Source organism: Paraburkholderia sp. TE9906, assembly GCF_056279605.1.
Map to the genome: position 1 here is coordinate 1 of NZ_JBWCCT010000034.1, position 12,567 is coordinate 12,567.

Here is a 12,567-nt window from a genome sequence, read left to right on the forward strand (position 1 = left end):
TGCGGTCATCGCCTTCAACGAATCGCTTCATGAGTCACCCAGTCTGAACGCGTTAATTCAGTTTAGGCGATCAATGCGTTTTCACACACTCTGGGCCAGGAAGCGACATTCGCATCCATGTTGTCAATCTCCTTTGAGCGTCTCTTTTCGCCCACAAGAGCGGTCGCTGACATCTGCGATCCTGCTGAGTCATTTCCAGTTGACGCCCCGTTTGTCGACCGCATTCCTTCATGCAACGAAGCGCGGGTGGTGTCGGTGTCGTCGCTTGGTCATCGCTTGTCTCCTGTGGATTTCGACGATCCTACGACAATTGGATCACGTATGGGCAGCCCAAAACCGCCAACGCCCTGTTTGCCGTCGGCGTGGACCATCTCGAGGCGGAGGGCGCTCGCGCATTCAGTCTGCATCCCGGCTCGCTCTTCACGCCGCTCTCACGTCATCTGGATATCGACGACTATCGCCGTGTGGGGGCCGCCGACGCAGACGGCAACCTGCTATCGACTGAACAGGCGGGTTTCAAGAGCCTCGAACAGGGCGACGCCACACTCGTGTGGTGCGCCACCAGTCATCAGCTCGACGGCATGGGCGGAGGCTATTGCGAGGACTCAGATATCGCGCCTCTGGCCGTGTCCGAAAGCGAAAAGACCGGCGAGCGCCCCTGGGCGGTCGAGCCGAAGTTGGCCCGTCGGTTATGGACAGCAAGCGAGCAGTTGACCGGCGTAGATTTCCGGCCGGTCACTGTGCTTGATGGACATCAACCGTTCTCGTTCGCAAGCAGTTCGAGTTTCCCGATTGCCTTCGTCACTGCCTGACGTGCAAGCATCGCGTCGTCCCAGCGTTGAACATGCGGCGTCTCGTCCAGCGCCAGGTTCGGGAAGGTACGCCGCCATATCCATCCGAAGTGCGCAATATCGGCGATGGAATATTCGTCGCCCGCAACGAACGGTTGACCGGAAAGAATCGCGTCGAGCAGTTTCAGTTGACGGTTCGCTTCGCCCGAGAAGCGCTCGATGGCGTGCGGCATCACTTCCGGTGCAAATTTAAGGAAGTAACCGGCTTGTCCGAAGGCCGGGCTCAGCCCCAACGCATGGACGAACAGTTGTTCAAACGTGCGAGGCCGGCGCACGGGGTCTTGCGAGAGGAGCTTGCCGTGCTTCTCAGCGAGATAAACAAGGATGGCCGCTGACTCGGTCAGCGTGAAATCGCGGTCGTCGGTGGTCAGCACGGGCACCTTCCCGTTCGCATTCAACGCGAGAAATGCATCGTTCTTCTGTTCGCCCTTTCGAACGTTGACCGCATGTAGCGTGTAGTCGATGCCGAGCTCTTCAAGTGCGATCGGCACCTTGACGGAATTGGGTGTGGCGAAAGCATGAACGTGGTACATGGCGTGTGGTCCTTTAAGAGAGATATCGGTTCGGCGTGAGACGAACTTTGCGTGGCTTTCGACATCCGGTGAAGTCCGGCCGGAGTGATAAGCGCTATTCCCGCAAGGAATGACCAACGACGCTCGACGCCTCGCCCTTCTCAGTATTCCGCGCAGGAATGACAGTTATCGCCCGGTGCTGTCTTCTGCACATGCGCGCTTGCCCGGAAGATCCAGAGGTCTTCTCCCTTTTTTTAGGTAGCGCAATGAACCCACTCTTTACCGAGACTCAAGTCGGCCCCTATCCGGTCAGTCACCGCGTCGTCATGGCACCGCTCACACGGATGCGCACCGACGCCGACAACGTTCCCGGCGATCTGATGGTCGATTACTATGCGCAGCGCGCTTCGTCGGGCGGTTTGCTGATTTCCGATGCAACCTCCGTGTCTCCGCTCGGCTTCGCCTATGTGGGCGCACCGGGCATCTACACCGAAGCACATACACACGGCTGGAGACGCGTCACAGACGCTGTCCACGCGAAAGGTGGACGCATCTTCTTGCAACTGTGGCATGCGGGACGACAGGCGCATCCCGCCAACATCGTTGGAGAAGTGCCGGTCGCGCCTTCTGCCATCCGCGCCTATGAACACTCGGCAATCCACGACGAAAGCGGCCTGGTTGTCGAAGTCGAACAGGTCGTCCCGCGTGCGCTCGCACTTGACGAGATTCCCGGCGTAATCGAGGAATTCCGACACGCTGCTGCGCTTGCGAAACGGGCTGGTTTCGATGGTGTCGAACTGCATGCCGCGAATGGCTATCTGCCCGACCAGTTTCTGCAGAACGGTTCGAATCACCGTACGGATGCGTACGGCGGCTCGCTAGAGAACCGCGCACGCTTTCTGTTCGAGGTGCTTGATGCAATCGCTTCGGTGTGGGATGCAAGCCAGATCGCGGTTCGTCTATCGCCGGGAAGCTCGTACGGCACGATGTCCGATAGCGATCCGCATGCCACGTTCGGCTATGTCGCGCGTCGACTGGACAGCTATGGGCTGGCTTATCTGCACGTGGTTGAGCCGCGTGTGCGCGGTAACGATGACATTGACGCGGCCGCGTCGGCGGTTTCGGCAAAAGACTTGCGGCAGATGTTCAAAGGCACCCTGATCGCAGCGGGCGGCTTCACTGCGGACAGTGCGCATCGCATCATCGAAGCAGGCGACGCCGATCTCGTCGCGTTTGGTCGTCTGTTCATCTCCAATCCGGATTTGCCCGAGCGACTGCGCGTCGGGGCGCCTCTGAACCGTTACGACCGCTCGACCTTCTACGGCGGCGATGCACGCGGTTACACCGATTATTCCTTCCACAGTGCGGCACCGGTTATTTGAATCGGACTGCACCTATAGCAAACGGCGCAGCCGCAGGATCGCCTGCGGCTGCGCCGTTTGGTTTTTGCCGTTTGGTTTTTGCCGTTTGGTTTTTGCCGTTTGGTTTTTGCCGTTTGGTTTTTGCCGTTTGGTTTTTGCCGTTTGGCTTGTGCCGTTTGGCTTGTGCCGTTTGGCTTGTGCGGATTGTTTCCGTGGATCGTGCTTGCAATGCGAATTGCAATGACCGCTCGACGCGAGCGATTACACGGTCGGTATTCCGACGCGCTAGACTCCCGGCTGAACACATCTCAGCTACGACACGGACTTCACGGTCATTCAAGGAGAAGCAGCGGCATGGACCGGATGGCAGCAATGGAAACGTACGTCAGCGTTGTGGAGGCGGGCTCGTTCTCGGCAGCCGCCAAGCGGCTCAAACTCGGGCAACCGGCCGTCTCGAAGTCGATCGCGCAACTCGAGGAGCGACTCGGCGTGCGGCTCCTGTTGCGCTCGACACGCGGCCTGACGCCCACCGATGCGGGTCAGCGCTTCTACGAACACGCAAGGCGCGCAATCGAAGAAGTGGACCTTGCAGAGCACGTCGCCCGCGACGCGTCGACCGGCCTATCCGGCGTGTTGCGCATCAGCGCCGCCGTGACCTTCGCGCGACTGCATATCCTCCCTGCGCTCAAGACGTTTCTGGACCGGCACCCGAACCTGCAGATCGATATCGTGCTGGACGATCGCTCCATCGACCTGCTCGAAAAAGGCGTGGACGTTGCCCTGCGCATGGGATCGCTCGACGATTCGACGATGACAGCACGCCGCATTGCGCAAAGTCGCCGGCTCGTTGTCGGCACGCCTGCCTACCTGGCCGACGCGGGCGTGCCGAAGACGCCGGCGGACCTCAGTCAGCATCAGGTGGTGGTGTACTCGTTGCGAGGCGGCGGTGAATCGTGGGCATTCAGCCAGCACGGCAAGGAAGTGGCGGTAGTGGTGTCCGGGCGTGTCAGCGTCAGCGCCGCCGAAGGGATGCGTACAACGGTGCTCGGTGGCATGGGCCTTGCGATTGCATCGGAATGGATGTTTTCGCCGGAACTCGCCGATGGCGCGGTTCAAGCGGTACTGACCGACTGGGAATTGCCCTCGATCGACCTGTGGGCCGTCTTCCCGGCCGGACGCCTGGTGAGTGCGAAGGCGCGAGCGTTCGTCGCCTTCGTCGAAGAGCTACTCGGTGCCGCTGGCAGCGGCACCGGTAGCGCGCCCTCAGAAAGCGAGCGTGCCGATTGATGCGCCGCCGTCGACGTAAAGCGTCTGACCGGTCATGAAAGCGGCCGCGTCGGATAGCAGAAACTCGATCGTCGCGGCGATTTCATGGGGCTGGCCGAAGCGGCCCATCGGCACTGCGGACAGATAGCGCTTCTCGCCCTCGCTGCCCGGCGGATTGTTCGCGCGAAACAGCAGGGTCTCTGTGGGACCCGGCGCGACGGCGTTCACCGTAATGCCTGTGCCGGCCAGTTCCAGCGCCCACGAACGCGCAAAACTCACCAGCGCTGCTTTGGCTGCTGCATAGGCCGTGCGCTGCGTCATGCCGAGAATCGTCAGGCTCGAAATGTTGACGACGCGTCCCCAGCCGCGTTCGCGCATTCCGGGAAGCAGCGCCTGCACAGTCTGCACCGCAGGATGAAGATTCACCGCGAGAACGTCGTCGAGATCGTTTAGCGCGACTTCACCCAGACGCTGCGGCCTGACTAGCGCGACATTGTTCACCACGCCATCGAATGCGTGACGTCGCACGAGATCATCGAGCACTGCGGCGGTTGCGGCACGGTCGGCCAGATCGACGCGGACCAGTTCGCCTGGAAAATCGCTTGCTTCGCGGGCGAGACCGACGACATGGTGGCCGTCGGCAATCAGCCGCTCTGTCAGCGCGAGGCCAATGCCTTTGGTCGCGCCTGTTACGAGAAATGTACGTTGTGTCATCGAACGTCCTCTACGAATTGGAAAAAATTGAAGCGCCGCATCGGGCTTGCCGGCGCGGCGTGGTCGGCGGTGAAGCTCAGGCGTCGGCCGTCGCCTTTTCCAGAACCGGGAACATGTCCGACGGGTCCGGACGATGCGTGTAATCCGGGTTGACCTCCGAATACAGCACGATCCCATCCTGTCCGATGACGTAGCGCGCGGGCATCGGCAAGGTCCAGCTCGGGTCGTTGTTGAACGCCGGCAGATCGTTCTTCAGGTTCTTGTACAGATCGACCAGATAGTCGGGCAATGCGAAACGCAATCCGAAGTCGGCACCCGTCTGACCGTTCACGTCGCTCAGCACCGGAAAACCGAGTTCATTGGTGCGCACGGACTTTCGGCTATTGACCGGCGTTTGCGGCGAGATCGCCACGACGTTCGCGCCGTATGCCTGAATCTGCGGCAGCACTTCGTTGATCGCCTGCAATTCGATATTGCAGTACGGGCACCATACGCCGCGATAGAACGTCACGACCAGCGGGCCCTTCACCAGCAACGCCGCGGACGATACGTCGTTGCCATCCTGATCTTTCAGGTTGAAATGCGGCGCGCGGTCGCCGGCCTTGATCGCGCGGGCCGCCTGCCCGCTAGCAATCAGTTCTGCCGTGGCGCGTTCCATCACCGGATGAATCTCCGCTGGTGCGTTGAACGGCGGGTTGCCTGCCTTGAAGTCGGCCCGGAATGCGTCGAGTTTGTCTTGCAGTGACATGAGTGTTCTCCGTCGAGAGGAATAGGGGAATTGATGTATCAGTGGAGTCAGGCCGAGTTTTGCGCTGCGGCCATACTGGCCACTTCGGCTGCAGTGATACCTTCGAGCGCAAGGCCGTAGCCAATGCCTTCGTCGATCACACGACGCAAGCGCTGCGTCAGTCCGATGCGGGTGTATTTGGTGGTGAGCGGCGGCTGCTTTACAAGCGTCGCGGCGATCGCATGCGCACGTTCCAGCAACTGATCCGCAGGCACGATCTCGTTGACCACGCCCAGCGACTTCGCTTCCTTAGCATCGAGCTTTTGCTGCGTGAGCACGAAGTACCGGCCGCGAATGCTGCCGATCATTTCCGGCCAGAGCAGATGGACGCCATCATTTGGGGCGATGCCGAATGCAGCGTGCGGCATATCCTGGAACACCGTCTCGGGCGTCGCCACCACGATGTTGCACAGGAGGACGTATTCCGAATGCAACAGGACCGGACCGTTTAGCGCGGCAATCATCGGTACCTCGATGTCCAGGATGTTCATCAGGATCTTGCGACCTTCGCGAAAGATCTTGTCGTAGCCACGCGGGGTAAAGAAATCGAAGCCTTCCGGCGAGATCGCGTCCATGAATGCGTCGCCGCTACCGGTCAGGATGACCACGCGATTATCCGGGTCTTCGCCGATCTGATGGAACATGTCGGTGAACTGTTCATGCGTATGGCCATTAAATTCGAGCTTCGCGCCATCGGTATGGAAGCGGACCTCGAGCACACCGTCCGGCGTACGGGTCAGTTTGGCGTTGGGATATGCATCCTTATAGCGGTCGAACGTGGCCATTTCGGTTCCTCGATAAGCTGCGATACGCGGTTGGACGAGAGCCGCGAGGCGGCTCCCCGAGACGGCTTAGGCAGCAACAGCGACCGGTTTGGTCCACTCATTACCAGCCATGAAGCCGTCGAGTTCGGTATGGACGATATGGTTGGTGTAGTTGCTCATCACCTTGGTTGCCACGCCCAGAATCACTTCGAGGACGTTCTGACGGGTGTAGCCAGCGGCGAGAAACGCGTCGACATCGGCGTTCGGGACGAAGCCACGCTCACGCACTACGAGCGTCGTGAATCGATGCAACGCTTCGAGCTTTGCATCGGGCAGCGGCGTGCCGGCGCGCAGTGCGGCGATCACGCCTGCGTCCATCTTGATCATCTTCGCCAGCGTGCTGTGACCGGCCATGCAGTAATGGCAGTTGTTCTCGAAGTTCGAGGTCAGGTAGACCACCTGCTGTTCGTGGGGTGTCAGCGTGCTCTTCGAGAACAAGTCCCATAGCGCAGAGTAACCGGCCAGCAGCGCGGGCGATTCCGCCATATGCGCCTGCAAGTTGGGGACGAAGCCAAAGGCGCGTTTCGTGTCTTCGAGGCTAGCCTTCGAGGCGGCCGGTGCGTTATCGATCGTGTAGGTTTGGAAGTTGCTCATCGTTTTGCTCCTATTGGTTGACGGTGAGCAAATGATGAAGGTCAGCGCCTTTTCGAAGAAGACAGGCGCCGTCGATAACAGTCATTCCTGGCAGGCATAAAGCGGGGGCACTGATATCCTAGGTCTACTTCTGCGCCCCCCAGCATCCGTGGCAGCGCGGATCAAACGAGAATACAAACGGACTTCTACGGCAGTACTTCCCCAAAGGCACCGATCTGTCGGTGTATTCGCAGGCTAAACTCAATGCTGTGGCGCGACGGCTGAACGAGCGTCCGAGAAAGACGCTGGACTACGAAACGCCCGCCGACCGATTCCAGCAAACTATTGCATCCACCGGTTGAATCCGCCGTCGGGTGCCGACTTTCGCCACCTGCATGGTCGAGCAACCTTCGCCGGATCTGACGGTGTCTGTCCCATGACCTCCCGACTTATACACTTAATGGGAACTGTGCGGCGACCCGGATTTGGCTGATGGTGGCTTGGCCTAGCCGGTGCATAGGCGTCGCGTTACGTAAAGCCCGCTAGCGTACGAGAAGTGACGCCAGCGCACGCCTTAATTGAGCCGCGCTCGGCCCAGAGCCTTTTATTCTACGGGCCGGATCGTCGGAACAAGCTCGTCGTCCGCCTACACATTGATCGGCATGGGTGGCAACCAGCGCAGGATTGGCTTCGGGTTCTGCCTCGGGCCGCGTAGAAAGACACGCCAGTGCGCCCTCCGGACGTGAGGAATCGGGCTTACATTGATGGCCCCTTCCCTGGAGGCGGTGCGCCGCTCACCCGTGGTTGCGCGCCGCAGCGCGCTTCCCAGGCGTACGCCGACATCCCAGGCCGTTTGCCACTCGGCGGGAAACATCCGCGTGCCCTTCTTCGTTCGACGCGGCACGGGGCGCGACGGAAGCCGTGCTCCGTGTCTCACCTCAGAGGCTTCGCTGCAAAGGTAGAGCAGCAGCGACAGCACGCCAGGCACCACACGATGAAATGCTGCCGCTGTACTGTCCTGCGGCGGTCGAGACTTACGGGAGATCAGGAATCCGCCCGTCGAGCCAGTCCGACCAGTCCCACGCGTAAATGCAGTCGCCGCCGCCGTCCGAGTTGAACAATGGCAACGACCACATCCGCCACCACTCCCGCAGTTCTTCCTGCAAGGGCTGGGGTACGTCCGCGATCCGCACGGCGTACGGCTCGCCTGCGTCCTCAATCACAGGCACAACTCGCTGCAGAACCTCACGGTCACCCGGGGTCAGAGGGGTGTGCATGCACAGGGCAAATCGCAGCCGCCGTCGTTCCCATGCCGGCCACAGAAACCGGAGAGATCCAGACGCGTCAGTGCTCCCGCCGCGCTTCGCCACCATCGTCCGTCGGTCGCCAGCGGGCAGATCCAGAACATGCTGCACCTCGTAGCGTTCTACGCCGCCCGCCAATGCCAGCAGTTGGTCGTCCTCCGGCGTGCCGGGCGCCGGATCAAGTCCAACCAGATCAAGGAGTGCCTGTCGGGCTTCGCGATACTCGCGGCCATTCTGAATGAGTCGCACGGTCATGGGTTCCCCCGGGAAAAATGCTGCCAGTAGCGGCCGGCGGGCAGTCTGCTGTTCATTGCCACCTCAGGCTTGCCGCGGCCCCCGGTCAGCAGAGTCCCACGCATACGCGAGATCGAAATCCTGCCGGCCGCACGGGCTGGAGGGGCCAGTTGACGATTCACCAGGCCGCCTCGCGATCGCCCAGAAATTCCTCTCGCGCAACAGCGATCACCCGCGTCGGATCGTCAATAAAGATCTCCGCCGGCACCCGGTCATCCAGCAACGCATGAGCCGAATACAGCCAGAACGCCCGCCTCCAGCCGCCGCGATCGTCTCCCCTGGGCAGAACGGCGAGGAGTTCCGTAATCTCCTTCCGAATGGCGCCCGAGGAGTAGAACTGGAAGTCTGGATAGAGGAAGCAATGCCGGGGCTCAGACCACACACCCAATAGGGCGCCGTTCGCTCGCGCTTGGCTCGCGCACACAGCCACTCCCGGACCGGGCGCGTTGCCGGACAGCGCGGCCAGTCCACGATCGTCCGGCCAGCCCTTTTCCAGCAGCTCGTCACGGAACTGAACCGCTGCTAGCGTCGCCGGGTCACGACGGTCTGTCATGAGAAAACTCCACAAGGCCATTCAACTTTGGGTGCCCCACGAGCGAGTGCTACCGGCTGTATCACATCTGCCTCGCCTGCGTGAACGCGGCTCGCCGTAGCGCACAACGCGCAGTGCGTCTCGATATGCGCGCAGCTCCCAAGCACACCGATAGATGCACAAAAGCTCAAGCGCCATATGTTCGGCAAGCCGCGTCGCCGCGACCTGCAAGCAACCCTGCGATGGAAATGTCTTCGTGGAGTGATTCCCAATGCAGGCCATAGCGGCCAATATCGCAAGCGGCTCGCTGCTGCGGGGTGGCGTGCAGCAAGCGAGGGAACCAAGCCAACGGCACGCCGAGTGTACGACCGTCGGCCAGTTCGACCCACATGGTGCTGTCGTCGAAATGAACATCCTTAGCTGAAGTGCTCATTCAAGGCCTTCTCGATTTCTTTATTGGTCAGCGGACGGTCTGCCGTTCATTACCGCAACACCAAAGAATCTTTTCTCCAAACCGGGAGGAATATCCACCTGGTTGCAGCCTTCGACTCACCGGACGAACGCGATTGCGCTCTCCGCGATTGCATCGAAGTGTTGGTCCAGTTCCCGGGGTGAACCAAAGCCCTGAACTCTTCCGGCCTGCACATCCGCGATGCCAAGCCACGCGGCGTCGCGCACCGCATGGGCCAGCGACAGCGAAACGCACAGGTGGTACCGCATTGTGTACCTTCTGCGCACGCGCCGGCGGATAGTACGGGCGATGCTCGACATTGAATCAGCTCCTCGGGGGCTTTTCTCGGTGTTCACCGCTTCCATTTTTGCTCGATCGCCTGCTGATATTCAAGCCCCGTCGACTCCCGCGTACGAAGCTGCATCCAGCACCCAAGCGGCAGCTTCGACTCTACAGCGCTCTGCCCTCGACATCATCCGAAGCACGAGAGTTCGCGGAGAGTTTTCACCGGCGCAAAAATCGCAGACCGCAATAGTTATATCATCACCATTATCGAGATCTGCTAGCCTTGTATGCTGCTCAACATCAGCAAAGCGCACCGATCGACTTCCACGATCACGGGCACGACTGTGTGTCATTTCCCCGACCATGGCGGAGTCGATGGGTACCCGCGCCGGAATCCCCGGAGCAGTTGCAGAATGGATTTTTTGCTCATCTACCTCGGTCCATTGCGTTGTTCCATTGCAGTGTATGCGGGGAATTTTTTAATTTCTGCAATTTTTTAACGCAATTCGCAATTCGCAGATCAAAGAACATATACCTTTAACGGTTCTCCGAGCCCTCCGCGGGACTCGCGAAAGTCTGCCTATCGACAGGCCTCAAATGGTCTTCGATTCGAGTTGGTAGCGTTCGACGAGAGCCCTGATGACTTTCGCATGGGTAGCATGAACGCACCGAGTTGCGTCACGCACAATCTGTCCGCCCCCGGGCCAGACAGGTCGATGCTCAATGACGTAGATCCTCCTCAGGTTCATGAAGTCTCCCGTGATGTGAATAGTCTGCCGAGCCGCGCGGCGGCACGCAAACGGCGCATTCTGAGAGGCGAAAGATACCGGCCGTTATCTGACGCAAGTCCGATCGCTGGCTAGCTACGCCCATGGCGGAGTCCGTTACCATGCTTTTCAATCGCTTGATTTCTGCGCCGAATTTTAGGTCACAACTCGACTAACATCGCACACCGCCTTTTCGCTCATGCCCGGGGCGAGGAAGCCATCATCGCGTTGCAGGCCGTGGCCGCAGGGGTCACCGGCTCTCTCGTCGCCGTGATCATGATGCTGCTCTAACAATAGTCAGCGAGCGACTTTCGTAACTTGGATATCAGCCGCACCGAAATCGAGGTGGCTTTTTGATTTCACATCGCCGCATCCAAGTTTTTCATTTCGGGGTGCCCTCAAGATTCGGACTTTTTCGTACGTTAGCCGCCGAGATTGTCAGGTTTGAAACTAGAGCTTTGAGAAAGCCACGCCAGCTAATCACAAAATCCACTCTAACCTGACGCGTTTCGATGCCCGGCCTGACGTCAGGTTGGGGTACGCTTCAGTTGGAGGACACGCAGGCCTCCTATGAGGCAGCAGCCGGCCGAGATGGAATGGACACCGCCCTCCCTCCGGGGAACTGGGCACGATTGAGGGCCCCCAGGACCGAACGGCATCAATGTGCCAGAGTGGAGTTGCGACACAACCACTTATGGAACGGAGGCCCCAGATGAATGCTACGACATACGGACTCGACATTGCAAAGTGGGTGTTCCAGATGTACTGGGTCGACGCCCAAACTGGCGAGATCGCGAATCGGAAGTTCGGACGTGACGATCTAATTGCATTTCTGGCGCAGCGCCCCGCCGGTCGCGTCGCCCTCGAGGCTTGCGGAAGTGCTCACTGGTGGGCGCGTAAGATCCGCGCGCTCGGACACGAGGTGGTGCTGTTACACGCTCAATTCATTCGACCTTTCGTGCAAACGAACAAGACCGACGCGGCGGACGCGCGGGCAATCTGGACTGCAGTGCAGCAACCCGGCATGCGCACGGTTGCCGCCAAGACAGAGGATCAGCAAGTGATGCTAAGCCTTCATCGTATGCGCTCGTTGCTCGTCAAGTTTCGAACGATGCAGATAAATCAGCTGCGTGGGTTGCTGTATGAGTTCGGCGTTACGTTTCGTGCAGGACGCGTAGCAGGACTCGACGAGATCAGAAAGCGCATGGCAGAACTCGAAGACACGCTGCCACGATCGATACTTCTTAACCTTCTCGAACAGTTGCGTCGGATCACCCTGTTTGAAGAGGACATCGATCAACTCGAGAAGCGGATTGGCGCCTGGCAGAAACAGGAAGCTGCATGTCGTGCGATCTCCGAAGTGCCGGGTATCGGTCGCCTAACTGCAACGGCCCTGGTAGCAACAATTGGAGATGCGAAGACATTCAGGTCGGGGCGCGAGTTCGCCGCGTTTCTGGGACTTGTTCCTCGTCAGAATGGTACCGGCGGAAAGATACGGCTGGGCTCGATCTCCAGACGTGGCGACCCATACCTGCGTACGTTGCTGATACATGGGGCGCGCTCTGTTCTGGGTCACGCCAAAGTACCAACCGGATGGCAAAAGGCAATACAGGAGCGACGTCCAGCAAATGTAGCAACAGTGGCCATGGCGAACAAAATGGCGAGAATCGCCTGGGCGATCCTCGCTCACGGAACTCCGTACGAAGCGCATCATGTGAGCAACAGACCTGCATAGCAGGATGAGCACTTTGAAGCGTTGAGAAACTGGTAGGTTGCTAGGGTTGATTTCAATGTGATGGCGAGACAGGTCGGACCGCAGGAACGCAAACCTGAACACACTCTTGTGCCTCAAGCACGTGGCCGAGATGAGGACGTTCCTGGCGAATTCCATCAGGGCCCGCAGCTTCGGCTTGCAAAAGGCCGCATATAAGACCGCAGCCGATACCTTGTTGTAAGCATTGGATCTACACCGTCGCGGATTTTGTTGACGCGCGAGAGGATCGGCTGCTAGCGAACGGGATCGATGTGTGAGGCGGCGGGCAGCAA

The 12,567-nt window shown here is 59.7% G+C and carries 14 protein-coding genes and 1 pseudogene; 5 read left to right on the forward strand and 10 right to left on the reverse strand.

The annotated features are described in order from the left end of the window. The first annotated feature begins 230 nt into the window (after window positions 1-230). Window positions 231-812, forward strand: coding sequence for an SDR family NAD(P)-dependent oxidoreductase (locus ACZ9H4_RS36860; protein WP_476123182.1), 582 nt, complete (start codon window positions 231-233; stop codon window positions 810-812). On the opposite strand, the gene ACZ9H4_RS36865 is transcribed toward ACZ9H4_RS36860, so the two are convergent. Continuing rightward, complete coding sequence (locus tag ACZ9H4_RS36865) at window positions 755-1,501, reverse strand: glutathione S-transferase family protein (protein ID WP_476123184.1); 747 nt, start codon at window positions 1,499-1,501, stop codon at window positions 755-757. The two genes, ACZ9H4_RS36860 and ACZ9H4_RS36865, sit on opposite strands and share 58 nt — an antisense overlap. Window positions 1,502-1,629: 128 nt before the next feature. On the opposite strand from ACZ9H4_RS36865, the gene ACZ9H4_RS36870 reads away from it, so the two are divergent. Next, window positions 1,630-2,745, forward strand: coding sequence for an alkene reductase (locus ACZ9H4_RS36870; RefSeq protein ID WP_476123206.1), 1,116 nt, complete (start codon window positions 1,630-1,632; stop codon window positions 2,743-2,745). A gap of 333 nt (window positions 2,746-3,078) precedes the next feature. Then, window positions 3,079-4,011 carry a LysR family transcriptional regulator gene (locus tag ACZ9H4_RS36875; protein ID WP_476123208.1) on the forward strand — a complete coding sequence of 311 codons (933 nt, stop codon included), beginning with the start codon at window positions 3,079-3,081 and terminating at the stop codon, window positions 4,009-4,011. On the opposite strand, the gene ACZ9H4_RS36880 is transcribed toward ACZ9H4_RS36875, so the two are convergent. The 4 genes from ACZ9H4_RS36880 to ACZ9H4_RS36895 all read right to left on the reverse strand — a co-directional run bounded on the left by ACZ9H4_RS36880 (window position 3,988) and on the right by ACZ9H4_RS36895 (window position 6,909). Next, window positions 3,988-4,704 carry an SDR family oxidoreductase gene (locus ACZ9H4_RS36880; protein ID WP_476123186.1) on the reverse strand — a complete coding sequence of 239 codons (717 nt, stop codon included), beginning with the start codon at window positions 4,702-4,704 and terminating at the stop codon, window positions 3,988-3,990. The genes ACZ9H4_RS36875 and ACZ9H4_RS36880 overlap by 24 nt on opposite strands. Window positions 4,705-4,780: 76 nt before the next feature. Next, on the reverse strand, window positions 4,781-5,452 hold the full coding sequence (locus ACZ9H4_RS36885) for a peroxiredoxin-like family protein (RefSeq protein ID WP_476123188.1): 672 nt from the start codon (window positions 5,450-5,452) through the stop codon (window positions 4,781-4,783). A gap of 47 nt (window positions 5,453-5,499) precedes the next feature. After that, window positions 5,500-6,276 (reverse strand): enoyl-CoA hydratase/isomerase family protein, encoded by a 777-nt coding sequence (locus tag ACZ9H4_RS36890; protein ID WP_476123190.1) that lies wholly within the window; start codon window positions 6,274-6,276, stop codon window positions 5,500-5,502. A 66-nt stretch (window positions 6,277-6,342) separates the two neighbouring features. Next, window positions 6,343-6,909, reverse strand: a complete 567-nt coding sequence (locus ACZ9H4_RS36895) for a carboxymuconolactone decarboxylase family protein (RefSeq protein WP_476123192.1) — start codon at window positions 6,907-6,909, stop codon at window positions 6,343-6,345. 122 nt (window positions 6,910-7,031) lie between these two features. Between ACZ9H4_RS36895 and ACZ9H4_RS36900 the strand changes: the two are divergent. Continuing rightward, window positions 7,032-7,250 (forward strand): annotated as a pseudogene (locus tag ACZ9H4_RS36900) (IS30 family transposase); the annotation flags it as partial. A gap of 284 nt (window positions 7,251-7,534) precedes the next feature. Here the strand turns inward: ACZ9H4_RS36900 and ACZ9H4_RS36905 are convergent. The 5 genes from ACZ9H4_RS36905 to ACZ9H4_RS36925 form a co-directional block, all read right to left on the reverse strand. Beyond that, window positions 7,535-7,879, reverse strand: coding sequence for an AcrVA2 family anti-CRISPR protein (locus ACZ9H4_RS36905; RefSeq protein WP_476123194.1), 345 nt, complete (start codon window positions 7,877-7,879; stop codon window positions 7,535-7,537). A 43-nt stretch (window positions 7,880-7,922) separates the two neighbouring features. Beyond that, window positions 7,923-8,447 (reverse strand): hypothetical protein, encoded by a 525-nt coding sequence (locus tag ACZ9H4_RS36910; RefSeq protein ID WP_476123196.1) that lies wholly within the window; start codon window positions 8,445-8,447, stop codon window positions 7,923-7,925. Between the two features lie 157 nt (window positions 8,448-8,604). Beyond that, window positions 8,605-9,039 carry a hypothetical protein gene (locus ACZ9H4_RS36915; protein ID WP_476123198.1) on the reverse strand — a complete coding sequence of 145 codons (435 nt, stop codon included), beginning with the start codon at window positions 9,037-9,039 and terminating at the stop codon, window positions 8,605-8,607. A gap of 166 nt (window positions 9,040-9,205) precedes the next feature. Continuing rightward, a complete protein-coding gene (locus ACZ9H4_RS36920; protein WP_476123200.1) occupies window positions 9,206-9,451 on the reverse strand; it encodes a DUF2442 domain-containing protein in 246 nt (81 codons plus the stop codon). Between the two features lie 116 nt (window positions 9,452-9,567). Next, complete coding sequence (locus ACZ9H4_RS36925; protein ID WP_476123202.1) at window positions 9,568-9,789, reverse strand: hypothetical protein; 222 nt, start codon at window positions 9,787-9,789, stop codon at window positions 9,568-9,570. 1,444 nt (window positions 9,790-11,233) lie between these two features. On the opposite strand from ACZ9H4_RS36925, the gene ACZ9H4_RS36930 reads away from it, so the two are divergent. Next, window positions 11,234-12,256 carry an IS110 family RNA-guided transposase gene (locus ACZ9H4_RS36930; protein ID WP_476123204.1) on the forward strand — a complete coding sequence of 341 codons (1,023 nt, stop codon included), beginning with the start codon at window positions 11,234-11,236 and terminating at the stop codon, window positions 12,254-12,256. Window positions 12,257-12,567: the final 311 nt, after the last annotated feature.